This window comes from Streptomyces lasalocidi (assembly GCF_005280215.1).
Taxonomy (GTDB): domain Bacteria; phylum Actinomycetota; class Actinomycetes; order Streptomycetales; family Streptomycetaceae; genus Streptomyces; species Streptomyces longwoodensis.
This window is the reverse complement of the sequence record NZ_SZNQ01000001.1, coordinates 5948440-5974521: the sequence shown is the minus strand read 5'-3', so window position 1 is coordinate 5974521 and position 26082 is coordinate 5948440. Positions and strand designations below refer to the sequence as shown.

The following is a 26082-nucleotide window of genomic DNA, read 5'->3' as shown; positions in this document are numbered from 1 at the left end:
CGATCGCGGGGGCCCGCTCGATTCGGCGCCGTGAAGGGGCTCTTATGGCAAAACAAGAGCGCGCCATCAGGACGCGCAGGGCGATCCTGGAAGCGGCCGGCGCGGTCTTCGACGAGCACGGCTACGCCTCGACCACCATCTCCATGGTGCTGGAGCGGGCCGACGTCACCAAGGGCGCCCTGTACTTCCACTTCCCCTCCAAGGAGTCGCTGGCGCAGGCCGTGGTGGAGTCGCAGGTCTCCTTCGGGGCCGTGCCGCCGCACGCGTGCAAGCTCCAGGAGGTCATCGACATGACGTTCGTGGTGGGGCAGCAGCTGCTGGGCAACGCGCTGCTGCGCGGCAGCGTCCGGCTGGCCGTGGACCAGGAGACGCCGGCCGGGGTCGACCACGGCGAGCCGTTCCGGCAGTGGGCCGACCGGCTCACCGAGCTGCTCGAACTGGCGCAGGAGCGCGGCGAGCTGCTGCCGACGGTCAGGCCGCGCGACACGGTGGAGCTGCTGGTCGGGTGCTTCACCGGGGTCCAGCTGATGGCACGGGCGCTCACGGACCGCGCCGACCTCGCCGACCGGCTCGCGGTCATGTGGGCGCACATCCTGCCGAGCATCGCGGTCCCGGGCCTGCTCCCGGGCCTGGACGCCCGCGCCGACCGGGGTGCCCGGGTACTGGCGGCGGAGGAGGAACGGGCGGCCTCCTAGGGGGTGTCGTGCCGCGAGCCCGGCGTGATCGGCGGGACACGCCCTGGGGCGGGTTCGCGAGGGGCGTTCCGACGTGGGCCGCAGCCACGGGACCGGCGGACGGTTCAGGTGGCCGGTGGGCGCCGTGAACGCGCCGGGGGCCGCTCCCGTAATGCTGGGGTGACCGTTCCCGCGCCGGCCGAGGAGACGTCCCGATGCCCCGGATGACCGCAGTTGGCCCGCTCGCCGTCCTGGCGGCCGCCGCCCTCGGACCCGTCCTGCTCGCCTTGGGCGCGGCGGGCCCGGCCCTGGCGCACGGCGCGCCCACCGACCCGGTCAGCCGGGTGTACGCCTGCTCGCCCGAGGGGGGCGCGGCGTCACGGACGGCCGCGTGCCGGGCGGCGGTGGCGGCCAACGGGGGCCCCTTCACGGCGTGGGACAACCTGCGGGTGGCGAACGTCGACGGCCGCGACCGGCAGGTCGTGCCCGACGGCGAGCTGTGCAGCGGGGGCCTGTCCGCGTACCGGGGGCTCGACCTGGCCCGCCGGGACTGGCCGGCGACACGGCTCACGCCGGGCGGGACGCTGCGGATGAGGTACGCGTCGACGATCCCGCACACCGGCACGTTCAGGCTGTACCTGACCGTGCCCGGGTACGACCCCACGAAGCCGCTCACCTGGGACGACCTGCCCCGGCGCCCGTTCGCCGAGATCACCGACCCGGCGCTGAGCGACGGCGCCTACCACCTCACGGCGAAGCTGCCCGCCGACCGCACCGGCCGCCAGGTGCTCTACACCGTCTGGCAGAACACCAGTACGCCCGACACCTACTACTCGTGCGCGGACGTGGTGTTCCCGCAGGCCCGGGCGGCGTCCCCCACGACCGGGGCGGGCACGCCGTCGGCGCGGAGCGGCGGGAGCAGTGCGCAGGCGAGCCCGGTGCGGAGTCCGGACGCGACGGACCGGAAGGCGACCGGGGCCGCCACCGCCCCGGGCACCACGTCGCCCTCCCCGGCGGGCGCCCTCGCGGAGCGGCCCGCCGCCGGGAGCACGCCGGTGGCGGCCGCCTCGCGCGCGACCGGCGGCGGACCCTCCGCCCCGCTGCTCGCGGGCGGCGCCGCGGCGGTGCTGGTGCTCACCGGCGGCGCCGCCCTGGCCGCGCGGCTGCGACGGCGCTGAACGCCCCCGGCCCGCGGGCCGGGGGCGTGAGGAGCGGAACGGTGAAACGCAGAACGTCAGCCCGTCAGTTGACGAAGACCTTGGCGCCGTTGTCGGTCACCGGGGCGTACTTGGCGGTGAAGAAGCCGTTGGCGAAGCACAGGGACGAGCCGGAGACCTTGGTGAACTGCTGGTTGGAGAAGGTGATGCTGTTGTCGGCGTTGCTGGCGGTGCCGGTCAGGCCGGGGACCCGGTAGACGCAGTTGACGGTGCCCAGCAGGGTGCGCAGCACGACCGTCGTCTGGATGGTCGAGCCGGAGGCGGCCGTCACGGTGACGGTGCCGTTGGAGGCGACGGTGGACTGGTAGGGCAGGTTGTTGACGGTGATGCTGTTGACGCCGAGCACGCCGACGACGTTGCTGGTGCAGTTGCTGAAGGTGTGCGCCGTGACGGACTCGGTGGCCGTCCCGGGCGCGGCCGGGTTGGTGCCGATGGCCGCGGTGAACTGCGACTGGGCACAGACCACGCCGCTGGTGCCGGTGGCGCTGGAGTAGAGGGTGGCGCTGGTGCCGGCGGCCAGCGGGGCCGTGACGACGTCACCCGCGGCGACGGCGGTGCCGCCGGCGCTCCCGGTCGTCAGGACGTTGCCGGCCGCGGAGGCCGGGGTGATGGCGGGGATCGAGAGCGCGGCGACCGTACCGGCGACGGCCAGGAAGGAGCGTGCACGCATGCGGGTGCCTCTTTCGTGTGAGGGTTGGGGGAACAGCGCGGACGTGGTCCGCGGCGCCGGCCGTTGCCGGCTCGTCACGCCTTCTCCGTACGCGACGGACCGGCAACGGCAGCCGACCGGGACCGGCCGGGGGCCCACCTGGGGAGTCGCCCCCGGCCGGGCCGGGCGGAACGGGACGTACGGGCGCGACCGCGGGGGAAAGCGGTCGCAGCCGTCGCCGTGAAGAGGTGCAGAAAAACGGACTCAGGGGCGAATCCGCCCGTGCTGAGGTGCGTCCGGGAAACGCGGCCGTCCTGCCGCGTGGAGGGATCCGGCGCCACGGATCCGGGCCGGCCGGGGCGGTGCCCGCGGAGTCGGCCTGGGGCAGTTGTAGACCTGCCGCGAGACGCCGTCAAGGCTCAACGCACGTGTCGATCACGGTAATTGACGGGCCGACAGATATATGCACGCGGCCCGTTCAGGCGGGCGTCCCCCAGGAGACACGCCATGAACACCGTTTTTCCACATCTCCCTTGACCCCTGGGTGTAACCATCGGTAACTTCCGAAATGGCTACTGCCGCGTAACGAGAAAGCCCTTGCGAATCCGGGAGTTGTGAGGAGTCGCTCGCGGCAGCCGGTGTCCGCGCCAGGACAACGCGCCACTGATGCCCAACCCGCATGACTATGCCCATGGGAGCAGACATGGCCTCGTCCTCGGACGTCACGTCGTCCGCCGACAGCACACCCGGGAACCCGGAAAGCGGTTCCGAAGAACGGCGCGGCCGGGTGCGGATGCGCCGGGCCGCCGTCATGGCGGTGCCCGCGACCCTGGTCGCCGCCGGACTCGCGGTCCTCACCGCCCAAGGCGCGCTGGGGGTCCAGTTCGCGATCTCCGGCATGCCCTTCACGGTCACCGCGACGGACCTCACCGGAACCGGTTTCGAGCAGTTCGGCTCGCTCGACAACATGGCCGAGGGCAGCCCCAACGCCGGTGACACCGGCGGCCAGGTGCTCGTCGTGACCTCCGCCATCAAGAACGCCACCCTCACCAAGCTGTGCCAGAGCGTCGACCTCGGCGGCACCAACCTGAAGATCCAGGCCGGCTCCGGGGCGCAGAAGGTGCAGGCGACCGACCTGACCACGGACTCCACCGAGCTGTCCGGCAACGCCTCCTTCGACAACATCGAGATCGGCAACGACGCCAGCACCCTGACCAAGGCCGGCGTGAAGGGACCGATCGGCGTGTTCAGCCAGCAGGCCGACACGGTCCACATCGCCAACCTCCGTCAGGTCAACTACGCCACGACGGCCGGTGTGTTCAAGCTGCCGGGCCTCAAGCTGAGCTTCAGCAGCTCGGGTTGCTGATGACCACGGCCGACCGTCCGCGTCAGGGACTGCGGCCCGCCTTCCGGCACTGGCGGGCCCGGCGGCCGTTCTGGGGCGGGCTGCTGCTCGCCCTGGGCGGGGGCTGGATCCTGCTCACCGAGAAGGCGTCCCTGAAGGTCGTGCTGCACATCGGCATGCAGGGCCTGGCGGGCTACCTCCTGCCGGGCCTGATGCTGCTGCTGGGCCTGCTGATCCTCTTCAACCCGGCGCAACGCCTGTTCTACTCGATCACCGGAGTGCTGCTCTCGCTGGGCACCTGGGTCACCTCCAACCTCGGCGGCTTCTTCATCGGCCTGCTGCTCGGGGTGACGGGCAGCTGCCTCGCCTTCGGCTGGCTCCCCGACCAGGAGCCCCGCCTGGGCCGCCGGGGCCGCCGGGCGCGCAAGCAGGCCAAGTCGGCGGACGGGGCGGACCTGACGAAGGTCTGAACGAACGTCTGACGAGGTCCCGGCCCGCGGGTACGCCCGCTGGACGGACCCGGACGGTCACCGGTCGAGGGGGTGCCGCCCCCTCGACCGGCCGTCCCCCGCCCAGGCGTCAGCCCGCCCCCGCCGCGACGAGCACCGCGACCGTCTCCGCGTGCGCGCCCTCACGGGCCCACTCCAGCGGGGTGCGCCCCGTGCCCGCGTCCTCGCGGAGGGCGGGGTCGGCGCCGTGGGCGAGGAGGGTGCGGACCGTCTCGGTGTGCCCCCAGCAGGCGGCCGCGCACAGCGGCGTGCCGTCCGCCCCGATGCCGCCGCTCTCCGCGTCCGGGGGCGCCCCGGCCCGCAGCAGTCGCCGGGCGGTGTCCGCGCTGCCCTGGACACACGCCGTGTAGAGCGGGGTCACGCCGTCCGCGTCGGCGGCGCCCGGGTCGGCACCGGCCCGCAGCAGCGCGTCGACCGCCCGCCCGTCGTCGCACAGCACGGCCGCGACGAGGCGCCGCGTGAGCTTCTTCTGCCGCCTTCGGTTCACGGGGGCGAGCGTAACCAGCGCGCCCGCGGACCCCCACCTGATTTCGGCGCGGGACCGGGTGGCACGGGTGACGCGTCGCGCGTCGGCGGGTGCGCTGCTGGGCGCGACAACTTCGCCCACGCGGCGGGTAGCCCGGCGACAGCTCTCCGAGTCCCCGGAGGTCACGACCGCCGCCGTCCCGGGGTCGGGTGACACGGGGCGCCGCCTCCTCGGCAGGAGCTTGCGGGCCGCCGGACGCCGCAACTTCGCCGGCGTGAGCGGTGGTTCGGCAGGCGGTCGCCGGGGAGTGCACCGCCGTCGATGTGTGACCGGCCGGCAAGCACGCCCCGCCCACCCCGGCGTCCGCCGACAGCCGCCCGCTACAACTCCGCCAGCGCGGGCAGCAGTTCCGTGGCGGTCGTGACGTCGCCCGTCAGGGGGCGGTCGTCGGTGCCCGCGGGGAGTGCGGCCGCCGCCAGGGTGAAGGCGGGGACCGGCGGGGGTACCGGGTGCAGGCGCAACGCCCGGACGGCGGCGACGAGTTCGCAGGCCAGGACGGTGGCGTAGGCCCGGGTCGCGCGCAGGGTCTGGCGGGCGGCCTGGCCGGCGAAGCTGGCGGCCTCCTCCAGTCCCCGGGAGAGCACGGCGTGCCCGGCGGAGGCGGGGTCGGCGCTCGCCCGCAGCTCCGCCAGCGCCGAGTGGGCGGCGTACTCCAGGATCATCGTGCCGGAGCTGCCGGCCGGCCCGACGGCGAGGAACGGCGTCAGCCCGGTCAGCCCGGGGTCGCCGAGCGCGGTCAGCCGGGCGGCGGAGAGCTGCGCGGTCTGCAGGAGCGCCAGGTCGAGCCCGTCGAGCGCGAGGGCGAGGGGCGCGGCGAAGAAGCCGCCGTGGTGGTAGGCACCGGAGCCGTCGGGTGCCACCAGGGGGTTCTCCGTGGGGCAGTTGATCTCGACCTCGACCACCGTGCGCAGCCGGTCGGCGGCGTCCAGGGCGCAGCCGTGCGCCTGGGGGAAGGCCCGGAAGCCGAACGGGTCCTGGATGCGCCGGCCGGGGCCGGACGGCCGCTCGGGCAGGCCGAGCAGCCGGCGCACCTCGGCGGCGGCGCGGGCGGCGCCGGGATAGGGGCGCAGGGCGTGCACGGGGGCGGCGTAGGCCTCGGGCGAGCCCGACACCGCGGCCAGGGACAGGGCGGCCACCGCGTGGGTGGCCCGGAGCAGGACGTCGAGGTCGTGCCAGGCGAGCGCGGCCTGCCCGAGGGCGAGCGCGTTGCTGCTGAGCAGGGCCAGCGCGTCGCCCGGCCGCAGGGTGACCGGTGCCGGCAGGCCGTCCGGGGGCAGGTCGGCCGGGTGCTCCCGCCGCGTGTCCAGCCAGGGGCGTTCCCCGATGAGGGTGAGTCCGGTCTGGGCGAGGGCGGTGAGGTCGCCGGTGCCGACCCCGCCGTACTCGTTGACCGCCGGGTGGACACCGAGGCGCAGCGCGTCGGTGAGGGCGTCGACGAAGGCGGGCTGGATGCCGGAGCCGCCGGCCAGGAGCTGGTTGGCGCGCACGGCGAGCAGGGCGCGGACCTGCCGGGCGGGCAGCAGGTCGCCGGCGCCCCCGGCGTGGCTGCGCAGCAGGCGCAGGCCGTGGGCCGCCTCGTCGTCCGGGGCGACCGACACCGAGCGCTGGGCGCCGACGCCGGTGCCGCGGCCGTAGAGGCGGCCGGTGGCGGCGAGCCGCTGGGCGGCGCGCCAGGAGCGCACGGCGCGGGCGCGGGCCCCGGGCGCCACCGCGGGCACGGCGGTGCCGTCGGCGAGCGCGACCAGGTCGCCGGCCGTGAGGGTGGTTCCGTCCAGGACGACCCGGGTGCCCCCGCCGTCGTGCGGGGGCACCCGGGTCGGTCCGTTCGCCGTGGTGTCCACGTGGGGCTGCGCGCGGGAGGGTCAGTCCAGGCCGGCCGTCTTCAGCCACGCCTTGGCGACGTCCAGCGGGTCCTTGTTCTCCAGCTGCACCTGGGAGTCCAGGTCGAGCAGGGTCTTGGTGTCGAGCTTGGCGGAGACCGCGTCGAGCGCGGCGACGCCCTCCTGGGACAGACCGCTCTTGTAGACCAGCGGGGTCACGTTCGCGAAGCCGAAGAGGTTCTTCGGGTCCTGGAGGACGACGAACTTCTCCTTGGTGATGGTCGGGTCCGTGGTGAAGACGTCCGCGGCCTGCACGGTGTTCTTCTTCAGCGCGGCCTGGGTGAGCGGGCCGCCGGCGTCGAGCGCCTTGAACGACTTGAACTTCAGGCCGTACACGGACTCCAGGCCCAGCATGCCCTGCTGGCGGGTCTGGAACTCGGGCGAGCCGCCGAGGACCAGCTCGGGCGCGGCGTCCTTGAGGTCGGCCAGCGTCGAGGAGGAGGTCAGGTTGTACTTCTTGGCGGTCTGGGCGTTGACCGTGACCGAGTCCTTGTCCTCGGCCGGGGAGGACTCCAGCAGCGTCAGCTTGGCGTCGAGCTTGGCCTTGACGGCCGCGTTCACGCCCTGGAGCGAGGTCTGTTCGGCCTTGGCGTCGAGGTAGGCGAGCAGCGAGCCGTTGTACTCCGGCAGGACGGTGATGGAACCGTTCTTGAGCAGGCCGTAGGTGGTCTCGCGGCTGCCGATGTTCGGCTTGTAGGAGACCTTGATGCCCTTGGCCTTCAGGGCCTCGCCGTAGATGTCCGCGAGGAGGATGCTCTCGGCGAAGTTGTTGGAGCCGACGACGACCGAGCTGCCGTCCGCCTTGCCTCCGTCGAGCGGGTCGTCCGAGTCGTCGGAGGAGCTGCAACCGGCCAGCAGGACCGTGGCCGCGGCGAGCGCGACGGCCGCCGCGCCGGGACGTCTGCGGAGGAACCTGCTGCTGTGGGCGTTGGAAGTCACGTGTCCGTTTCCGAGCTCTTGGGTGCGATGGGGGGTGATGAAACGCGCAGGTCTCGATCCAATCCAGCCGCTTCTCGGTCAGTCAAGGGAAACCGTGTTAACGATTCACTTCGTCTTCACGGGGTGGAGGAGCCGCCCGGCCCCGGTGGTGCTTCGTAATTGATTCTTGACGTCGGCCCTGTGCGGGTGTGTTCGAAGAGGCGATAGTCTCCCGGGAGTTGGCGTAGGTCACAGCGGTGTGCGGGGACCGCAGGGCAGGCACATCGATCAGCAGTCCATCACAACCGGTCACGAGCGTGCGCCGCGCGCGGTGCCGCACCCCATGAAGGAGGCCCGGTGTCCACGAACGAAGTGGACGCGCCAGCCCGGTCGGACGCCCCTTCCGCTCGCCGGGGTCTGCGGGGCTTCGCCGACCGGTGGCCCTTCCAGCGCAAGCTCAACGTGCTCGTCGGGGTGCCGCTCGCGGTGATCGCGGTGCTCCTCGCGTACCTGATCGCCGACCTGGTGCAGGAGTCGAGCCGCGCCGAGGACGCGTCCCGGCTGGTGCGCGACAGCGCGCAGGTGGCCCGGCTGGTCTCCCTGGTGGAGGCCGAGCACCAGCAGGCCATCCTGCTGTCGGTGCGCCACGAGGCGTCGTTCGACGGCGGCACCCCCTCCTCCGAGCCCTACCGGGTGGCGCAGGCGAGCGTCGACAGCCAGGTGCGCACGGTCCGCGACACCTTCGGCGACCGGCTGCCCGGCACCGAGGCGCAGGCGCTGCGCGGGATCGAGGGCCTGGCCGGCCTGCGGGACACCATCGAGCAGGGCTACCTGCCCGCCGACAACATCGACCCCGCCTACGACGGTGCCGCCCAAGCGCTCATCGACGGCCTGGGCCTGGACCGCAACTCCGCGCTGGCCACCACCTTCACCGGCAACCTGCTCGACTCGCTGCTGCGCGCCGACGCCGCGCACGGCGCCTACGAGACCGGCGTGTTCTCGGCGCGCACCGGGGACACCAACGCGCTGATCGAGTTCACCGGCGCGGTCGGCGCCCACGAGCTGTACACCTACCAGGCCGAGCGGTTCGCCCGGTTCGCCGGCGAGGAGCAGGCCGACCGGCTCGGCGGCATCGAGCACAACGCCGCCCAGGCCGTCATCGACCGGCACTACGCCGAACTCGCCGTCGACCCCAGCTCCCTGCAGGCCGAGTCCGACCGCCAGATCCGCACGGCGCTGCGCGACGCCCTCGCCTCCTACGGCGACTACCAGCAGCAGGCCCAGAACCGGCTGGAGGTGACCGGCTCGCTCATCGACCGGATCGCCGACCGGGCCGAGCAGTCGGCCGACGACGCCGAGTGGCGCGCGGCGCTGCTGCTGACCCTGGCGCTGCTGGGCTTCGCGGTGTGGATCGCGTTCTCGGCGCTGGTGCGCCGCTCGGTGATCCGGCCCGTGCTCGCCCTCACCGGCGCCGCCCAGGAGGTCGCCGACGTCGCCGGGCGCGAACTCGCGCGGGTCGCCGACGACGACGCCGAGGAGAGCGGACCGCCCCGGCTGCGCGAGCTGCCGGTCACCGCGGACGACGAGATCGGTGAACTCGCCGAAGCCTTCAACAACGTGCAGACCACCGCGGCCGCACTGCTGGAGCGCCAGGTGCTCAGCCGGCGCAACGTCGCGGAGATGTTCGGCAACGTCGGACGCCGCGTCAGCAACCTGACGACGCGTCAGCTCGCGTTGATCGACGCGGTGGAGCGCGGCGAGACCGACCCGGCGCTGCTCGAACGGCTCTACTCCATCGACCACATCGCGGTCCGCCTGCGCCGCAACGCCGACAGCCTGATGCTGCTGGCCGGCATCCGCGAGACGGTCCTGGACGCCGGCCCGACCGCGCTCACCAACGTGGTGCGCGCCGCGCTCGGCCAGATCGAGGGCTACCAGCGGGTCCAGCTGCACGCCGGGACCGAGGTCATGGTCGAGCCCGACATCATCGGCGACCTGACGCTGATGGTGGCCGAACTCCTGGAGAACGCGGTGTCGTTCTCGCCCGCCGGCAGCCCGGTCGAGGTGACGGTCGGCTCCGGTCGGGAGGGCGCGTACATCAGCGTCGCCGACCACGGCCTCGGCATGAGCGCCGAGCGCCTCGCCGAGGAGAACGCCCGGCTGGTGCGCCGCGAGCGCCTCGACGTCGTCCCGACCAAGGTGCTCGGCCTGTTCGTGGTGGGCGCGCTGGCCCGCCGCTGGGACGTCGACGTCACCCTCACCCGCACCCCGGGCGGCGGCGTGACGGCGGAGGTGGCCATCCCGTCGAGCCTGCTGCTGACCCTGAGCACGACGGTCGCCCCGGCCGCCCCGGCGACGGCGACGGCGAACGGCGCCGCCGAGGCCGAGCCGGCGGCGGTGTCCACGGTCGCCCCGGCAGCGACGCCCGCCCGGTCCACGGCCTCCCCCTCCCCCGCGCCCGCCCCGTCCACGGCCCCCACCGGCCCCACCCCCTCCGCCCCGGCCCCCGAGAGCGCGGGGCCGCTGCCCCGCCGTGCGCCCCGCAGGGAGCCCGCGGCGGCCGAGGGCGGCGCCCCGCTCATCCCGCGGGCCCGCGGCGAGCAGCCGCTGCCGTCCGGTGACGGACCCCGCCCGCTGCGGCGCCGGGTGCGCGGGGCGACCCTGCGCACGACGGCCGAGGCGGCCGCCCAGCAGGCCGCGCTGCGCACCCCGGGCCCGGCCGACGCGGAGGCCGTCCGGGACGCGCTGGAGGAGTTCGAGGCCGCGGTGGAACGCGCCCGCCGCGACACCGCAGAGATCCCCCTCGACGCCGTACGGGCCGCGGCGGCCGCGTCCGACGACCCCCGCGACGACGACACCCCCGGCGCGGACCGCCCCGCCACGGACGCGGGCCCCCCGCCCGCGCACCCCGCGGACCCCGCCGGTCCGACGCACCGCGCCGGCTCCCACCCCGACACCCCCGCGGCGGACGACGACGACCGCCCGGCCGGGGAGCGGACCGCCGACGACCGACCCCCGACCCACGCCCGGAACCCCGAGCACCAGCAGCACCTTCCGGAAGGAGCCGAGCAGTGAGCACGTCGACAGGTGACACCCCGACGGGCGACGCCACGCCGACCGACCTGCGGGCCGCCGCAGCCGACTTCACCTGGCTGCTCAACCGCTTCGCCACCGAGACGGCGGGTGTCGTGGACGCCATCGCCGTCTCCTCCGACGGTCTGCTGATCGCCGTGTCGGAGCTGCGCGAGCACGCCGACTCCGAGCGACTGGCCGCGATCGTCTCCGGCATCACCAGCCTCGCGGCCGGCGCCTCCGGCAACTACGGCCTGGGTGGCCTCAACAAGGTCATCATCGACCTGGAGGGCGGCCACGTCCTGGTGTCCGCCATCGGCAGCGGCGCCGTGCTCGGCGTGGTCACCGACAAGGAGGCCAAGCTCGGCAACATCGCCTACGAGATGACGGTCTTCGCCAACCGCGCGGGCGCCGCGCTCAGCCCGCAGCTGGTGCTGGAGCTGAAGAACACCGTCGACGCGGGCAGGAGCCGCAGCAGGCCCCGCGGCAGACTGCGCTGAGCGGCCACCGGCTCCCCGAGCAACAGGAAGAGGACCACCGATGGCGGAAGGCCGCACACCGCGCGGCGCCGGCGGGGACGGCGCCACCCCGGTCGGCCCCGTCCCCGCCGTACGACCCTTCCTGGTCACCGCCGGCCGGGTGGCGGGCGCGGGCCGGGCCACGACCGACCGGCCGATGCCCGTGGAGACCCAGGTGGTGGCCACGACCGCCGGGCTCGAGGCGCTCGGCCGGCTCTCCTTCGAGCAGCACGACATCGTCGCCGCCTGCCGGGTCCCGCAGTCCCTCGCGGAGATCGCGTCCCGGCTGCGGCTGCACCTGAACGTGGTGCGGGTCCTCGCCGAGGACCTGCGCGCCGAGGGGCAGTTGTCGGTGCACGTGCCCGACTCGGGCGTCACGCACGACGCCTCCGTCCTGCGCAGGGTTATCGATGGCCTGCGGGCCATCCCCGACTCCCGAGGGGTACTCCGTGAGACCGACTGACCCGAGCACCGCCGGGGCCCCGGCCGCGCAGGCGGCCGTACGGCCGCCGCTGCCGGTGAAACTGGTCGTCGCGGGCGGCTTCGGCGTGGGCAAGACCACCGCCGTCGGCTCCATCTCCGAGATCGAGCCGCTGACCACCGAGGCGGCCATCACCGAGGTGGCGGCCGGCGTCGACGACCTGTCCCACACGCCGAGCAAGACGACGACCACGGTGGCGATGGACTTCGGGTGCCTCACCATCGACCCGACGCTGAAGCTGTACCTGTTCGGCACGCCCGGGCAGGAACGGTTCGGCTTCATGTGGGACGACATCGTCGAGGGCGCGGTCGGCGGGCTGGTCATCGTCGACACCCGGCGGCTGGACGACTGCTACGCGGCCGTCGACTACTTCGAGCACAAGCAGATCCCGTTCGCCGTCGCGGTCAACGCCTTCGACGGGAAGGTGGAGCACGACCTGGACGAGGTCCGCTGGGCGCTCGACGTCGCCGACGGGGTCCCGCTGCTGGTCTTCGACGCCCGCGAACGCGGCTCCGTGCGCGACGCGTTGCTGGTCGTCCTGGAACAGGCTCTGCACCGCGCCGAGAGCTGACGGCCCGTCAACGCACACTCACCTACAACGAGTACGGTCCGGCCGCCCGCGGGCAACCGGACCGTTGCGTGCTCCGTGCGCGCCCTACGCGCGCTGCCGCACCCCGCGCGAGACCGCGAAGCGGCCGAGCGCCCAGAACACGGCCAGCGTGACGAGGGCCAGCCCGGCGACCAGGGTGGCGCCGCCCACGACCTTCTCGTAGTCGCGCTGGTAGAGGCCGTCCACGATGTAGCGGCCGAGGCCGCCGAGGCTGACGTACGCGGCGATGGTGGCCGTGGAGACGATCTGGATGGCGCCCGAGCGCAGGCCGCCGAGGATCAGCGGGAGCGCCGCGGGCAGTTCGACCTGGAAGAGCACCCCGGCCTCGCTCATGCCCATCCCGCGGGCCGCGTCCACCGGCGAGGGGTCCACGGAGCGCATCGCCTCGTAGGTGGTGACCAGGATCGGCGGGACGGCGAGGACGACCAGCGGCGTCATCACGTTCACCATGCCGAAGCCCACCAGCAGGGTCATCAGCACCAGCAGGCCGAAGGTGGGCAGCGCCCGCCCCGCGACCGCGATCATGGCGAGCACGTTGCCGCCGCGCCCGTAGTGACCGGTGACCAGGCCGACCGGGAGGGCGATGAGGGCGGCGATGGCGAGCGCCTGGAGGGTGTAGCCGACGTGCTCCCCGACCCGGGTGGGGATGCCGTTGTAGCCGTGCCAGTGAGCGCCGTCGCCGAAGAAGGCGTTGATGAAGTGCAGCAGGTTCACCGGACTGCGTCCTCCAGGGCTGCGGTGGCCGGGTCGGGCACGTCCGCCGCCGGCCTGCGGCGTCCCGCGCGGGGCATCCACGGAGTGAGCAGCAGGCGTACGGCGACCAGCAGGACGTCGGCGAGGATCGCCAGGGCGGCCATGCTGAGCACGGCGTTCACCGCGAGCTCGGGCCGGTTGTAGATGTTGGCGTCGTTGATGAGGTTGCCGAGCGCGCCCTGGTTGCCGATGAGCGCGCCGACGGAGACGAGGCTGATGCTGGACACGGTCGCCACCCGCAGCCCGGCGATGACGGCCGGCACCGCGATCGGCAACTGGACCTGGAAGTACCGGCGGACGGGTCCGAAGCCCATGGCGGTGGCGGCGGCGAGCGTCTCCTGCGGCACCGAGCGCACGCCGTCGACGATCGCCGGGACCAGCACGACGAGGCTGTAGACGGTGAGCGGGATCATCACCGTGAGCTCGGTCTGGCCGGTGTAGTCGATGAGCAGCACGAAGAACGCCAGCGACGGGATCGCGTAGAGCACGGTCGTCACCCACAGCACCGGCGGGTACAGCCAGCGCAGGCGCACGCACAGCTGGGCCAACGGCAGCGAGACCAGCAGTCCGGCGAGCACGGGCAGCAGGGCCTCGCGCAGGTGCAGTCCGACCAGGCCGAGCCAGCTGTGCTGGAGGTCGCTGGGGATGTCGAAGAAGCCGCTCATCCGGCGACCTTCGCGTCCGTGGGCGCGCCCTTGGTGAGTCCCTTCGCCGCTGCGGGGGCGTCGGCGGGGACGGCCGCGTGGGCCCCGCGGATGGCCTCGGCGATGGTCTGCTGGGAGACCACGCCGGTGACCCGGCCGTCGACGCCGACGGCGACCGCCCAGCCGGTGGGCGACAGCACCGCGCAGTCGAGCGCGGCGCGCAGCGAGTCGGTGCCGGGCACGAACGGCCGTCCGTGGGACAGCAGTCGGCCGGGATCGATGCTCCCGGCGGTCAGCCCGTGCGGCTCGCTCCAGCCGAGCGGCCTGCCGTCGAGGTCGGTGACCAGGAGGTAGGGGGTCTCGCCCGTGGCCCGGGCGGCGATCTGCTCGGCGGTGGCGTCGACGGCCACGACCGGCGTGGTGAGCAGCGCCAGGTCGGTGGCCGGGAAGAAGGAGAGGCGGCGGATGCCGCGGTCGGCGCCGAGGAAGTCCTCCACGAACGCGTCCGCGGGCGCCGACAGCAGTTCGGCGGGCGGGGCGTACTGGGCGAGCCGGCCGCCGGTGCGCAGGACGGCCACCATGGTGCCGAGCTTGACGGCCTCGTCGATGTCGTGCGTGACGAAGACGATGGTCTTGCCCAGCTCGGCCTGGATGCGCAGGAGTTCGTCCTGGAGGCCCTTGCGCACCACCGGGTCGACGGCGGAGAACGGCTCGTCCATCAGCAGCACGGGCGGGTCGGCGGCGAGGGCGCGGGCCACGCCGACGCGCTGCTGCTGGCCGCCGGAGAGCTGGTAGGGGTAGCGCTTGGCGAGGGCGGCGTCGAGGCCGACCCGCTCCATCAGCTCCCGGGCCCGTCCGCGCGCCCGGTCCTTGCCCCAGCCGAGCAGGCGGGGCACGGTGGCGATGTTGTCGAGGATGGTGCGGTGCTGGAAGAGCCCGGCGTTCTGGATGACGTAACCCATCGAGCGGCGCAGGGTGTTGACCGGCTGCTGCGTCACGTCCTCGCCGTCGAGGAGGATCGTGCCCTCGGTCGGCTCGACCATCCGGTTGATCATCCGCAGGGTGGTCGTCTTGCCGCATCCGGAGGGGCCGACGAGGACGGTGATGGACCGGTCGGGTATCTCCAGGGAGAGCCGGTCGACCGCAACCGTGCCGTCCGGATACCGCTTGGTGACTGAATCTATCCGTATCAAAACGCCGAACACCCTTCGGGTCTGGCACGTAGGTGCCCGCTGCGCCGCGCGCGGACGGGCCGTTGCGGGGAGAGTCTAGACCGCGAGGGGGGCGGGATCCGGACGCCTGTGCGACCGGCGGGTGACCGTCTCACCGGCCGGACCGCCCCGATGAGACGGCACGGCACCGGGGGCTTCAGGCCGCCACCGGCACCCCGGGCGTGCGCAGCACCCGGCCCCCGGGCAGGACGGCGAACACCTCGCACCCCTCCCGCGCGGCCGCCCAGGCGACGCCCTCCTCGCCCAGCGCGAAGGCGGCCGTGGCGACCGCGTCCGCCTCGGTGAGCGTCGGCGCGACGACGGTCAGGCTGTCCAGGCCGGTCGCGGGCAGCCCGGTGCGCCCGTCGAGGATGTGGTCGCCGCGCTCGTAGCGCGCGGAGGTCGCGACGCCCCCGTCGCTCACCTCCAGCACGGCGCACAGCCGGTCGGCGTGCCCGGGGTGCCGTACGCCGACCCGCCACGGCCCGCCGGAAACGGCCACGTCTCCCCCGGCGTTGAGGCAGAACCGGCGCAGTCCGGCGCCGGTCAGCAGCTCGGCGGCCCGCTGCACCGACCAGCCCTTGACCACGGCGCACGGGTCGAGGCCCCGGCCGGGCAGCCGCACGTCGAAGGCGCCGCCGGTGGCGCGGCGGAACTCCTCGCCCAGGGCGAGCACTTCGGCGAGGTCCGCGCTCAGGGCGCCGGCCGGCAGCTCGCCCCGCCCGTACCGGGACACCTCGCTGTCCTCGCGGAACGGGCTGAACCGCCGGTCGACCTCGCGCAGCCACGCGAAGACGGCGTCCGCCGGGCCGTCCGGGACGTCCGGGTCGTCGACGCGCAGCGACACCGGGAAGCCCATGACGTGCTCGACCCGGCGCACCTCACGCGCCCCGTGCGTCGAGGGCCGCCTGGAGCGACTCCTTGTAGCCGTCGCTGGTGACCGTGGCCCCGGACACCGTGTCGATGTCGGCGCTCTGGGCCCGCAGCGTCTCCGCGACGAGCTTCGGCACGGCATCCGTCGTCTGCGGGTGGTCCGGTGCCCGGAGCATGGTGACGGCGGTGATCCGGTCGCCCTCGAACGTGACCCGCACCTGTACGTCGCCCTTCTCCGTGGGCACGGTGGAGCCCGCGACGACGGTCGACGCGGTGGAGGCGGCGGCCGTGGGGGTGCCGGCCGGGGCCGCCGCCCCGCCCGCGCCGCTCGACGAGGTGCCCGTCGACGGCTCGTACCGCCACAGGGGCACCAGCGCGGCGGCCGACAGGACCAGGACGGGAAGTGCTCGCTTCACGGTGTCTCCTTCGCTTCCGGTGGTATGTCGGGTCCCGCGCCCGGTCAGCCCGCCAGGCTGAACCGCTCGAAGTGGATCTGCCGCCCGGGCACGCCCAGTTCGCGCAGGGTGGCGAGGACGGCCCGCATCATCGGCGGCGGCCCGCACAGGTAGACGTCGCGATCGGCGATGTCCGGCACCAGGCCCGCCAGGTCGCGCGCGGACAGCCGGTCGGGCACCGGGGGCCCGGTGACCAGATGCACGTCGGCGCCCTTGTCGCGGGCCAGGTCGCGCAGTTCGGCGTGGAGCACGGCGTCGCGCTCGGCGGTGACCCGGTGGATCACCACGGCGTGGCCGTGCAGTTCCTCCAGCAGCGCGCGGACGGGGGTGACGCCGACGCCGCCCGCGATGAGCACGGCGTCGGGCCGGGTGCGGTGCAGGGCGGTGAAGGCGCCGTAGGGGCCCTCGGCGAACACCCGGGTACCGGGCCTGAGATGACGCAGCGCGGCGGAGCCGTCGCCCGCGGCCTTGACGGTCAGCCGCAGCCGGGTGCCGTCGGGGGCGGCCGACAGGGAGAACGGGTTGGCCTGCCACCAGCGGTCGCGGGTGAGGAACCGCCACAGGAAGAACTGTCCGGCCCGCGCGGGCAGCCGGTCGAGGGCGCGGCCGGTGACGTACACGGAGACCACGTCGTCGGACTCGGGGACGACGGCCTCGACGCGCAGCCGGTGGCGCAGGTTGCGCCACAGCGGCAGCCCGAGGCGGCCGAACAGGACCGCGCCGAGGGCCACGCCCCACACGGTGTACCAGTACGCCGTCGCGGCGGACGACGCGGTGAACGTGGTGCCGAGGGCGATCTGGTGGGTGAAGGCCAGCACGACGGCGACGTAGGCGTAGAGGTGGATGAAGTGCCAGGTCTCGTAGGCGAGTCGGCGCCGGGCCCAGCGGGCGGAGACGGCGCCGAGGACCAGGACCAGACCGAGCGCGACGACGGCCCGCAGCACGCCCTCGGCGGTCTCGGCCAGGTCGACGAGCCGGCCGAGCGGGTCGGTCGAGCCGGCCAGGGTGGCGTAGCCGGAGGTGATGAACACGACGTGGCCGACCAGGGTCCACAGCAGGCCGAAGCCGGTCCAGCGGTGCCACCGGGTCAGCCGGTCCATGCCGATGCGGCGGTCGAGCCAGGGCAGCCGGGCGACCAGCAGCAGCTGGAAGGCCATGAGCAGGGCGCCGTACAGGCCGGCGAACCGGCCGAGGACGACGAGCACGCCGGAGCCGAGGCCGGCGTCGGCGGCGAAGAAGGTGACGGCGGCGACGTTCGCGGCGAGCAGCGCGTACAGACCGGTGCGGGCCACGACGCGGGGACGGACGGCCGTGGCGGGCGTGGGGGGTGACTGGACGGTCGTCACGGACGGAAACTCCTTGATCGGGAACCCTGCGACGGGAATCCCGTGATCGGGTCCTCGGAACACCGAGCCTGGCCGACCGTCGCTGTCGATTTCCTGTCGTACAACTTTCAAGAGCATATCGATCCGGGCCCGGGGCCGGACGCGGGGCCGACCGGGGCACGGGGGTGACGCAGTATGGGCGGGTGGAGAAGGTACGACTGCTCGTCGTGGACGACGACCCGCCGATCGCCGACCTGGTGGCGACGGTCGCCCGGTACGAGGGCTGGGAGGCGGTCACGGCGCACTCGGGCGAGGAGGCGCTGAGCCGCGCCGCCGCGTTCCGGCCGGACATCGTGGTGCTCGACCTGATGCTGCCCGACCTGGACGGCTTCGGGGTGCTGGACCGGCTGCGCCGGTCCGGGACGATGGTGCCGGTGGTGTTCCTGACCGCGCGGGACGGCGTCGCCGACCGGGTGGCGGGGCTGACCCGGGGCGGGGACGACTACCTGGTGAAGCCGTTCGCGGTGGAGGAGCTGATGGCCCGGCTGCGCACGGTGCTGCGCCGGACCGCGGGACCCGGCTCACCGCGCTCGGTGCTGCGGGTGGCGGACCTGACGATGGACGAGGACACCCGCGAGGTCCGCCGCGGCGACGCCCTGCTGACGCTCACCCCGACCGAGTACGAGGTGCTGCGCTACCTGATGCGCAGGTCGCCGGCCGTGCTCACCAAGGCCCAGATCCTCGACCACGTCTGGGAGTACGGCTTCGGCGGCCGGTCCAACGTGGTGGAGCTGGTCGTCAGCCGGCTGCGCCGCAAGCTGGACGCGACGGGCGCGCCCCTGATCCACACCGTGCGCGGCTTCGGGTACGTGGTGCGGCAGGCCCCGCGGTGATCTCCCGGCTGCGGCGGGCGTACCGCGGGCTGCGGCTCGGCACCCGGCTGGCGCTCGGCCTCGGGGCGCTGTCGCTGGTGGTGTTCGCGGTGGTGGGCACGGCCCTGACGACGTCCATGCGCGGCTACCTCGCCGCGCAGCTCGACGACCAGCTGCGCCTCGCCCAGCTCGGGCAGTCCAAGAGCATCGCGGAGCACGGCACGCTCCAGGGCAAGAAGTACTACCGCTGGTACTACGCCGTCTACGACGTGGGCGCGGCCGGGACGCCCGCGCTGCGCACGCCGGAGGAGCCCACCGACCTGCCCCGGGACGTGGCACCCCTCACCGCGCTGGCCGGGGCGCAGGCCGCCGCCGGCACGGAGCTGCTGCGCACCGCCGACCTCGCCGGGGGCGGGGCGTACCGGTTGCGCGCCTGCGAGGTGGAGCCCGGGGTGGTGCTGGTGAGCGCCGCGCCGATGGACGGCCTCCAGGACACCGTGCGCCGGCTGGTCACCGTCCAGGTCGTCGCCTTCGGGCTCGCCCTGCTGGCCCTGGTGGTGTGCGGCCGGGCGCTGCTGCGCCGGGGCCTGAAACCGCTGAGCGACATGGCGCACACCGCGCACGGCATCGCCTCGCACGACCTCACCGAGTCCGAGGCGCGGCTGCCGCTGCGCGCGGACCGGCCGGGCGGCGCCCCGGAGGTGGAGGAGCTGCGCACGGCGTTCAACACCATGCTGGAGCACATCGACGACTCCCTGGCGGTGCGCGCGGAGGCCGAGCAGCGGCTGCGCCGGTTCGTCGCGGACGCCTCGCACGAACTGCGCACGCCGCTGATGTCGGTGCGCGGCTACGCCGACCTCTTCCAGTACGCGGCGGCCAACGAGCCCGCCGAACGCGAACGCCACCTGGCCCGGCTGCGCGCCGAGGCGGCCCGGATGGGCGTCCTCCTCGACGACCTGCTGCTGCTCGCCCGGCTGGACGCGGCGGAGGTGGAGGCGCCGCTGCGCATGCGGGACGCGGACCTGGTGGAGCTGGTGGGGCAGGCGGCGGACGCGTTCCGCGCGAGCCACCCGGGCCGTGCGCTGACGGTGGCGCCGGGTCCGGCGCGCCTGCCGCTGCGGCTGGACCCGCAGCGCGTGCGCCAGGTGCTGGACAACCTGCTGACCAACGCGGCCGTGCACACCCCGCCGGGCACGCCGGTGTCGGTGGCGGTGTCCGTCGCCGGCGGCAGGGCGCTGGTCCGGGTCGCCGACCGGGGTCCCGGCATCCCGGCCGCCGACCGGTCCCGGGTGTTCGACCGCTTCTACCGCGTCGACAAGGCCCGCAGCCGCGACCGCGGCGGCAGCGGCCTGGGCCTGTCCGTCGCCCGCTCCCTGGCCGAGGCGCACGGCGGCACCCTCGCCCTGGCCGACGAGCCGGACGCGGCGGCCTTCGTCCTGACCCTGCCGCTGCGCTGAACCCGGGCGCACCGGAGCCCTCGGGATGACCACCCCTCGCGCGGGGCAGAACTCCCCCGACGTCCTCCGCCCCCGACAGCACCGCAGTCGCCCCTCCGCCCGCAGTGCGTCCGTTCCCGGACACCGCACCGTCACACCGGAGGGGAACGCCTCCCCCGTCCCCTCCCCGCAGAGGGCCCCCGAGGCCCCGCCGATCCGCCGCCCCGGCCGGCCCGCCCGGCACGGTCGTGGCGCGAAAGGACGACGTGCGCCGTGTCCCTGCTGCCGCTCGACGACGCCACCCCGCCCGCCGCCGCGCCACCCGCCGCGCCGGTCCTCGCCACCGCGCTCCCCGCCGCCGCGGGCCCGCCCTCCGCGCTCCCCGCCGCGCCGCTTCCCGTCCTGTCCCTGCGCCGCCCGGGCCCGCTGCCCCCGGCCGCCGCCCGGCACGCCCGCCACGCGATGACCTTGCTGCCGCTGCTGCTCCTCGGCGTCTGGGCGGCCGTCGACCGGCAGGCCGTGTACGACGGGGTCACCCGCCTCGCCGGCGCCGACCCGTGGTGGCTGCTGGCCGGGGCGGGCTTCACCTTCCTCGGCTGTGTGGTCGCCGCGTGCATCCGGCAGGGCGCCGTCCCCGACCGTCTGCCGCCGGGCCTGCTGGTCGCCTCGCAGTTCGCCGCGGGCGCCGCCAACCACGTCCTGCCGGCGAGCATCGGGGCGCACGCGGTGACGCTGCGGTTCCTGCAGAAGCAGGGTGTCCCGCTGCCCCGCGCGAGCGCGTCGCTGGCCCTGTACTCGCTGGTCAGGGCGATCGCCAAGACGCCGGTGGTGCTGGTCTTCCTGCTGGCCGCGCCGAGCGCGGTGCGCCCCGGGGCGCTGCTGCCCGACGGGCGGACCCTGCTCGTGGCGGTGGCGGGCGTGCTGCTGGCCCCGGCGGCGGCCACCCTGGTCCTCGCGGTGGTGCGGCCGCTGCGCGGCCCGGCGCTCGACTGTCTGCGCACCGCCTTGACGGGGGTGCGGGAACTGCACACCCGCCCCGGCCGGTTCCTGCCGCTGTGGGGCGGGGCGGTCGCGGCGCCGCTGGTCCAGGCGAGCGTGGTGGCCTCGGTCGGCACCGCGCTGGACCTGCCGCTGTCCTGGCCGCAGCTGGTGTTCGCGTACCTGGCCGCGACCACGGCGGCGGGCGCGGTCCCGGCGCCGGGCGGCATCGGCCCGGTCGACGCGGCCCTGGTGCTCACCCTGGCCGGCTACGGCACGCCGCTGTCGCTGGCCACGGCCACGGTCCTCGGCTACCGCGTCCTGACGGTCTGGCTGTTCCTGGCGCCGGGGATGCTGGTGATGTCGGCGATGGTGCAGCGGGAGGCGCTGTGACGGACGCCGCGCGCCTCCCGGTGCGGTGGCTCAGCCCTCGGCGGGGGCCAGCCGCAGCGAGATGCTGTTGATGCAGTACCGCTGGTCCGTGGGCGTGGGGTAGCCCTCGCCCTCGAAGACGTGCCCGAGGTGCGAACCGCACCGCGCGCAGCGGACCTCGGTGCGGACCATGCCGTGGGAGCGGTCCTCGATCAGCTCCACGGCGTCGGTGTCCTTGGGGTCGTAGAAGGACGGCCAGCCGCAGTGCGACTCGAACTTGGTCTCGGAGGTGAACAGTTCGGCGCCGCAGGCCCGACAGGAGTAGACGCCCCGGGTCTTGGTGTCGGTGTACTCACCGGTGAAGGCGGGCTCCGTCGCCGCCTGCCGGAGCACGGCGTACTCGGCCGGGTCCAGCTCCGCCCGCCACTGCTCGTCCGGCTTCTCGACGTCGTACGACATGAGCCTCAGCCCCTCACTTCGACAGCTGTTCCAGGATGCGCGGGCCGAGGTCGGTGACGTCGCCCGCGCCCATGGTGAGAACGAGATCACCGGGCTTGGCCATTCCCGCGATCACCGCGGGGGCCCCGTCCTTGTCGTGGACGGCCGTGACGTCCGCGCCGGCCGCCCGGGCGGCGTCGATGATGAGGTCGCTGGTGACACCCGGGACCGGGTCCTCGCGCGCGGGGTAGATGTCGAGGACCACGGAGGCGTCCGCCAGCGCGAGGGACTGCCCCATCTCCGTGGCGAGCTCCTGGGTGCGGGAGAACAGGTGGGGCTGGAAGAGGACGAGGATGCGGGCGTCCGCGGCCGCGGCGCGCATCGCCTCCAGGTCGGCCGTCATCTCGGTGGGGTGGTGGGCGTAGGAGTCGACGACCTGCACCCCGGCCGCCTCGCCCTTGAGCTGGAGGCGGCGCTTGACGCCCGTGTAGGCGGCCAGCGCGGGCGCGAGGTCGGTCGCGGGCACGCCGAGCGCGACGCCCGCGGTGAGGGCGGCGACCGCGTTGAGCGCGTAGTGGCGGCCGGGCACCGACACGGTGAAGACGGTCTCCCGGCCGTCCAGCACGACGGTGACCTCGCTCCTGAGGCCCTGCGCGACGATCGAGCGCACCCGCACGTCGGCGTCCTCGGCCTCGCCGTACGTCACCACGGTCAGGCCCTCGCGCCGGACCCGGCGGGTCAGCTCGCGGGCGCCCGGGTGGTCGGCGCAGACCACCAGGGTGCCGCCCGGCACGATCTTGTCGGCGAAGGTCTCGAAGGACTCGTAGATCTCGTCCATCGACGCGTAGTTGGCGTGGTGGTCGAGCTCCACGTTGAGGACGATCGCGACCTCGGGGCGGTACGTGTGGAAGCTGCGGTCGGACTCGTCCGCCTCGGCGACGAAGATCTCTCCGTCGCCGTGCAGGGCGTTGGAGCCGGGGGCGTCGAGGTCGCCGCCGATCGCGTACGAGGGGTCCAGGCCCAGCTCGGACAGGGACACGGCGAGCATCGAGGTGGTGGTGGTCTTGCCATGGGTGCCGGCGACGGCGATGGCGCGGCGGCCCTCCATGAGGGCGGCGAGGGCGTCGGAGCGGTGCACCACGGGGATGCCCAGCTCGGCCGCGCGGACCAGCTCCGGATTGTCCTGGCGGATGGCCGACGACACGACGACGCAGGTCGCGTCGTCGGCGAGGTGCCCGGCGGCGTGCCCGATGTGCACGGTGGCGCCGAAGGAGCGCAGGGCGTCGGCGGTGGCCGACTCCTTCGCGTCGCTGCCGGCCACCCGGGCGCCGCGCTGCGCCAGGATCTTGGCGATCCCGGACATCCCGGCCCCGCCGATGCCGATGAAGTGCGGTCGGTCGAAGGGGGAGGGGATGCCGGGGGCCATGCGTTCATCTCCAGGGGCTGCGGTACGACGAGTGCGGCCCCCACCCTATTGCCTGCGGGCCCCCGCCACCGGCACCGCGGTCCCCCCGCCGCCCACGGGTCCCGCGGCCGGCGGCGACGACTACGCCTTGCTGTGCGAGAACAGCTTGAGGACCGGCACGCCGACCTTGTGGCGGGCGCGGGAGGCCCAGTCGCGGTGGAAGAACTCCTCCACGTAGTGCGGGTCGGTCAGCACGATCACCTCGTCGGCGCCGACCTCCTGGACCACCCCCTTGAGGGCGTCCAGCGGGTGCTCCTCGACGAGTCTGCCCTCGGCGGCGCTGCCCGCGGTGCGCAGCGCGGTGAGGGAGACCTCCAGGGCCCGCTCCCCGACGCTCAGCGCCTCCTCGCCCTCCGGGGTCTGCCCCTCGCGCACGGCTTCGTCGAGTTCGCCGAGGGCGACGTCGTCGATGGCCCGCAGCAGCCGGTCGGCCTGCTCGCCGCGCGGCTGGAGCAGCACGTGGAAGGAGACCGCCTCGTCGCCGTGCAAGGTGGTGACGAACTCCACGTCGGCGGACGTCAAGGCCTTCTCGATCATCAACACGCTTGTGAACACCAGCGCCCCTTCTCCTGGGCCCGAGCGGCCCTGCGGAAACCATCCTTCCCCGTGCCCGCACGGGGATGCCGTCCTAGTCTGCCCACCCGGGACGAAACGGAGCGGATGATTCCGCCGTTTCGGAGCCCCCGGGTGTCGTGCGGTGGGCCCGGTGCCTGCCGCGGACCCTCGGATACCCGCCTCACGCCCTCCGGTACCTGCTGAAGAGGAATCCCTCCTCCTCCAGCAGGGAGACCAGCGCGAACCGGTGCGGGACGGGCACCGCCGGCCCGCCCGCGATCCGCTGCGCCGCACCGGCGGTGAGCATCGGCGAGACGGTCAGGCACAGCTCGTCCAGCACCTCGGCGACGACCAGCTGGCCCAGCAGCCGGGGCCCGCCCTCGGTCAGCAGCCGGGTGTGGCCCAGCTCGGCCAGCGCCCGCACGGCACGGACCGGGTCCACCCCGACGCCGTCCCCGGCGGTCACCACGCGCGCGCCCGCCTTCTCGGCCGCCGCCACGCGGTCCGGCGCGGCCGCGGCGCCGGTCAGCACCAGCGTCGGCACCGTCGGCGAGGTGAACAGCGGGAGCGAGAAGTCCAGGTCCAGGCTCGCCGTGACCACGGCGATCGCGGGCGCGGGCGTCTGGCCCGCGGCCTGGCGCCGCGCGGCGAACTCCGCCCGCACGCGGGCGGGCCGGTAGCCCTCCTGACGGACCGTTTCCGCACCGACCACCACGACGTCCGCGAGCGCCCTGAGGGTCCCGAAGATCCGCATGTCGGTGGCGTGGGAGATGGGGTGCGAGCGGCCCTCGTGCTGGGCGGCCCCGTCGAGCGTGGAGACCATGTTGGCGCGCAGGTACGGCCGCGGCCCACCGGGCGCGGGCTCGGGGTAGGCGTAGGCGTCCGCGATCTCGTCGAGGCTCCACTCGCGGGATCCGGTCTCCCCACCCCCCTCGGAGCTCCCACCGGGTGCCGTCGGCGCTGTCTGGTCGGTCACAGGGAACAGGCGTCGCATGCCGGGCAGTCTGGCACGCCCCTTAAGCTGGGGAACCGTGTCGTCCTCCACCCCCGCCCCCGACCTCGGCCCCCGCGCCGGGGCCGCCCCGCTGTCCCTGTGCGCCCGCGAGCCGCACGTGCCCGCCGACCGGCTGGTCGCCGAGATGGTGCCGCCGCCGCGCTTCGACTCGGTGCGCTTCGACACGTACGTCCCCGACCCGGGCCGGCCGAGCCAGAGCGAGGCGGTGCGGGTGCTGGAGGAGTTCGCGGGCGGGCTCGGCGGGGCGCACGCCGTCGGCGGGGCCAAGCGGGGCCTGTTCGGCTTCGGCCGCTCCCGGGCGCCCAAGGCCCCGGCCGGCCCGCGCGGGGTCTACCTGGACGGCGGCTACGGCGTCGGCAAGACCCACCTGCTCGCCTCACTGTGGCACGCCACCCCGGCGGACCCGTCCCTGAAGGCGTTCGGCACCTTCGTGGAGCTGACCAACCTGGTGGGCGCGCTGGGCTTCCAGCAGACCGTGCGCACGCTCTCCGGCCACCGCCTGCTGTGCATCGACGAGTTCGAGCTGGACGACCCGGGCGACACCGTGCTGGTCTCCACGCTGCTCGGCAAGCTGGTCGAGGCGGGCGTCGCGCTCGCCGCCACCTCCAACACCCTGCCCGGCAAGCTCGGCGAGGGCCGCTTCGCGGCGGTCGACTTCCTGCGCGAGATCCAGGGGCTGTCCGCGCACTTCCGCACCCTGCGCATCGACGGCGAGGACTACCGCCACCGCGGGCTGCCCGAGGCCCCGGCGCCCTGCTCCGACGAGGCCGTCACCAGGGCGGCGCACGCCACCGAGGGCGCCTCGCTGGACGACTTCACGCACCTCCTGGAGCACCTGGCCAAGGTCCACCCGAGCCGGTACGGCGCGCTGACCGACGGCCTGCGGGCGGTGTGCCTGACGGACGTCCGCCCGGTGCCCGACCAGTCGACGGCGCTGCGCCTGGTGGTGCTGGCCGACCGGCTCTACGACCGCGAGGTGCCGGTGCTGGCCTCCGGGCTGCCGTTCGACCGGCTGTTCAGCGAGGAGATGCTGAACGGCGGCTACCGCAAGAAGTACTTCCGCGCGATATCCCGCCTCACCGCCCTGGCCCGCGACGGGCAGCGGCTGACCGCCCCCGCCTGACCGGCCGTCCGGGCCCGGCGCCCGGCCCGATCGCGCCACGACCCCCCGTTTTTCGGGCGCAGTCGGGCCCGTGACACGGAGTTCGCCCCGCAAAGGGGCTGGCGCCGCTACCGTGGTTCTTGACCAGCCGTTGACCATTCTTTGGTGTGCGCCAGAAGCAGGAACCGC

General features: G+C 74.4%; 26 protein-coding genes. 12 read left to right on the top strand and 14 right to left on the bottom strand.

Going from position 1 to position 26082, the window contains the following annotated elements; genetic code table 11:
• Positions 1–44: 44 nt before the first annotated feature.
• Positions 45–695, top strand: coding sequence for a ScbR family autoregulator-binding transcription factor (locus E4U91_RS26920; RefSeq protein WP_137309211.1), 651 nt, complete (start codon positions 45–47; stop codon positions 693–695).
• A gap of 194 nt (positions 696–889) precedes the next feature.
• Complete coding sequence (locus E4U91_RS26915; protein WP_137309210.1) at positions 890–1852, top strand: lytic polysaccharide monooxygenase; 963 nt, start codon at positions 890–892, stop codon at positions 1850–1852.
• A 64-nt stretch (positions 1853–1916) separates the two neighbouring features.
• Here the strand turns inward: E4U91_RS26915 and E4U91_RS26910 are convergent, their stop codons facing one another.
• On the bottom strand, positions 1917–2561 hold the full coding sequence (locus tag E4U91_RS26910; RefSeq protein ID WP_137309209.1) for a Tat pathway signal sequence domain protein: 645 nt from the start codon (positions 2559–2561) through the stop codon (positions 1917–1919).
• Positions 2562–3243: 682 nt separating this feature from the next.
• On the opposite strand from E4U91_RS26910, the gene E4U91_RS26905 reads away from it, so the two are divergent.
• Both E4U91_RS26905 and E4U91_RS26900 read left to right on the top strand, forming a co-directional pair.
• Positions 3244–3906 (top strand): DUF6230 family protein, encoded by a 663-nt coding sequence (locus tag E4U91_RS26905; protein ID WP_137309208.1) that lies wholly within the window; start codon positions 3244–3246, stop codon positions 3904–3906.
• A complete protein-coding gene (locus E4U91_RS26900) occupies positions 3906–4355 on the top strand; it encodes a DUF6114 domain-containing protein (protein ID WP_174867866.1) in 450 nt (149 codons plus the stop codon). Before E4U91_RS26905 ends, E4U91_RS26900 begins: the two co-directional genes overlap by 1 nt.
• A gap of 109 nt (positions 4356–4464) precedes the next feature.
• On the opposite strand, the gene E4U91_RS26895 is transcribed toward E4U91_RS26900, so the two are convergent.
• The 3 genes from E4U91_RS26895 to E4U91_RS26885 all read right to left on the bottom strand — a co-directional run bounded on the left by E4U91_RS26895 (position 4465) and on the right by E4U91_RS26885 (position 7739).
• Complete coding sequence (locus E4U91_RS26895) at positions 4465–4881, bottom strand: ankyrin repeat domain-containing protein (protein ID WP_137309206.1); 417 nt, start codon at positions 4879–4881, stop codon at positions 4465–4467.
• A 359-nt stretch (positions 4882–5240) separates the two neighbouring features.
• The gene (locus E4U91_RS26890; RefSeq protein WP_137309205.1) at positions 5241–6761 is read right to left on the bottom strand and encodes an aromatic amino acid lyase; all 1521 of its coding nucleotides are present in this window, start codon (positions 6759–6761) and stop codon (positions 5241–5243) included.
• A gap of 21 nt (positions 6762–6782) precedes the next feature.
• Complete coding sequence (locus E4U91_RS26885) at positions 6783–7739, bottom strand: ABC transporter substrate-binding protein (RefSeq protein WP_137309204.1); 957 nt, start codon at positions 7737–7739, stop codon at positions 6783–6785.
• A gap of 336 nt (positions 7740–8075) precedes the next feature.
• Here E4U91_RS26885 and E4U91_RS26880 point away from each other — a divergent pair, with 336 nt between their 5' ends.
• Genes E4U91_RS26880 through E4U91_RS26865 form a run of 4 tightly spaced genes read left to right on the top strand, consistent with a single transcriptional unit; the run spans position 8076 to position 12360 of the window.
• Positions 8076–10793 (top strand): sensor histidine kinase, encoded by a 2718-nt coding sequence (locus E4U91_RS26880; RefSeq protein WP_241678695.1) that lies wholly within the window; start codon positions 8076–8078, stop codon positions 10791–10793.
• Entirely contained in the window at positions 10790–11290 is a 501-nt protein-coding gene (locus tag E4U91_RS26875) for a roadblock/LC7 domain-containing protein (protein ID WP_067229434.1), read from the top strand. The genes E4U91_RS26880 and E4U91_RS26875 overlap by 4 nt, the downstream gene beginning before the upstream one ends.
• Positions 11291–11330: 40 nt before the next feature.
• Positions 11331–11771 carry a DUF742 domain-containing protein gene (locus tag E4U91_RS26870; RefSeq protein WP_137309203.1) on the top strand — a complete coding sequence of 147 codons (441 nt, stop codon included), beginning with the start codon at positions 11331–11333 and terminating at the stop codon, positions 11769–11771.
• Positions 11758–12360, top strand: coding sequence for a GTP-binding protein (locus E4U91_RS26865; RefSeq protein WP_137309202.1), 603 nt, complete (start codon positions 11758–11760; stop codon positions 12358–12360). Before E4U91_RS26870 ends, E4U91_RS26865 begins: the two co-directional genes overlap by 14 nt.
• A gap of 84 nt (positions 12361–12444) precedes the next feature.
• Here the strand turns inward: E4U91_RS26865 and E4U91_RS26860 are convergent, their stop codons facing one another.
• From E4U91_RS26860 to E4U91_RS26835, 6 genes are all read right to left on the bottom strand, one after another.
• Complete coding sequence (locus E4U91_RS26860) at positions 12445–13113, bottom strand: ABC transporter permease (protein WP_137299341.1); 669 nt, start codon at positions 13111–13113, stop codon at positions 12445–12447.
• Positions 13110–13817 (bottom strand): ABC transporter permease, encoded by a 708-nt coding sequence (locus tag E4U91_RS26855; protein WP_137309201.1) that lies wholly within the window; start codon positions 13815–13817, stop codon positions 13110–13112. The genes E4U91_RS26860 and E4U91_RS26855 overlap by 4 nt, the downstream gene beginning before the upstream one ends.
• Positions 13814–14989: an ABC transporter ATP-binding protein gene (locus E4U91_RS26850; protein WP_168218161.1), complete on the bottom strand. Its 1176-nt coding sequence runs from the start codon at positions 14987–14989 to the stop codon at positions 13814–13816. Before E4U91_RS26850 ends, E4U91_RS26855 begins: the two co-directional genes overlap by 4 nt.
• Before the next feature lie 175 nt (positions 14990–15164).
• Entirely contained in the window at positions 15165–15887 is a 723-nt protein-coding gene (locus tag E4U91_RS26845) for an FAD:protein FMN transferase (RefSeq protein WP_137309200.1), read from the bottom strand.
• 1 nt (position 15888) lies between these two features.
• Positions 15889–16296: an FMN-binding protein gene (locus tag E4U91_RS26840; protein ID WP_137309199.1), complete on the bottom strand. Its 408-nt coding sequence runs from the start codon at positions 16294–16296 to the stop codon at positions 15889–15891.
• Between the two features lie 44 nt (positions 16297–16340).
• Entirely contained in the window at positions 16341–17681 is a 1341-nt protein-coding gene (locus tag E4U91_RS26835) for a ferredoxin reductase family protein (RefSeq protein WP_137309198.1), read from the bottom strand.
• A 182-nt stretch (positions 17682–17863) separates the two neighbouring features.
• Here E4U91_RS26835 and E4U91_RS26830 point away from each other — a divergent pair, with 182 nt between their 5' ends.
• The 3 genes from E4U91_RS26830 (at position 17864) to E4U91_RS26820 (ending at position 21339) form a co-directional block, all read left to right on the top strand.
• Positions 17864–18553, top strand: coding sequence for a response regulator transcription factor (locus tag E4U91_RS26830; RefSeq protein ID WP_137309197.1), 690 nt, complete (start codon positions 17864–17866; stop codon positions 18551–18553).
• A complete protein-coding gene (locus E4U91_RS26825; RefSeq protein WP_137309196.1) occupies positions 18550–19989 on the top strand; it encodes a sensor histidine kinase in 1440 nt (479 codons plus the stop codon). The genes E4U91_RS26830 and E4U91_RS26825 overlap by 4 nt, the downstream gene beginning before the upstream one ends.
• Before the next feature lie 252 nt (positions 19990–20241).
• Positions 20242–21339, top strand: coding sequence for a lysylphosphatidylglycerol synthase transmembrane domain-containing protein (locus E4U91_RS26820; RefSeq protein ID WP_391306831.1), 1098 nt, complete (start codon positions 20242–20244; stop codon positions 21337–21339).
• Positions 21340–21369: 30 nt separating this feature from the next.
• On the opposite strand, the gene msrB is transcribed toward E4U91_RS26820, so the two are convergent.
• From msrB to E4U91_RS26800, 4 genes are all read right to left on the bottom strand, one after another.
• Positions 21370–21777 (bottom strand): peptide-methionine (R)-S-oxide reductase MsrB, encoded by a 408-nt coding sequence (gene msrB / locus E4U91_RS26815; protein WP_137309195.1) that lies wholly within the window; start codon positions 21775–21777, stop codon positions 21370–21372.
• A gap of 13 nt (positions 21778–21790) precedes the next feature.
• Positions 21791–23182, bottom strand: coding sequence for a UDP-N-acetylmuramate--L-alanine ligase (gene murC / locus E4U91_RS26810; RefSeq protein ID WP_137309194.1), 1392 nt, complete (start codon positions 23180–23182; stop codon positions 21791–21793).
• Positions 23183–23302: 120 nt separating this feature from the next.
• Positions 23303–23758: an indole-3-glycerol phosphate synthase gene (locus E4U91_RS26805; protein ID WP_137311011.1), complete on the bottom strand. Its 456-nt coding sequence runs from the start codon at positions 23756–23758 to the stop codon at positions 23303–23305.
• A 199-nt stretch (positions 23759–23957) separates the two neighbouring features.
• Positions 23958–24770, bottom strand: coding sequence for a pyrimidine reductase family protein (locus E4U91_RS26800; protein ID WP_137309193.1), 813 nt, complete (start codon positions 24768–24770; stop codon positions 23958–23960).
• Between the two features lie 37 nt (positions 24771–24807).
• Between E4U91_RS26800 and zapE the strand changes: the two genes are divergently transcribed.
• The gene (zapE, locus tag E4U91_RS26795) at positions 24808–25914 is read left to right on the top strand and encodes a cell division protein ZapE (protein WP_137309192.1); all 1107 of its coding nucleotides are present in this window, start codon (positions 24808–24810) and stop codon (positions 25912–25914) included.
• Positions 25915–26082: the final 168 nt, after the last annotated feature.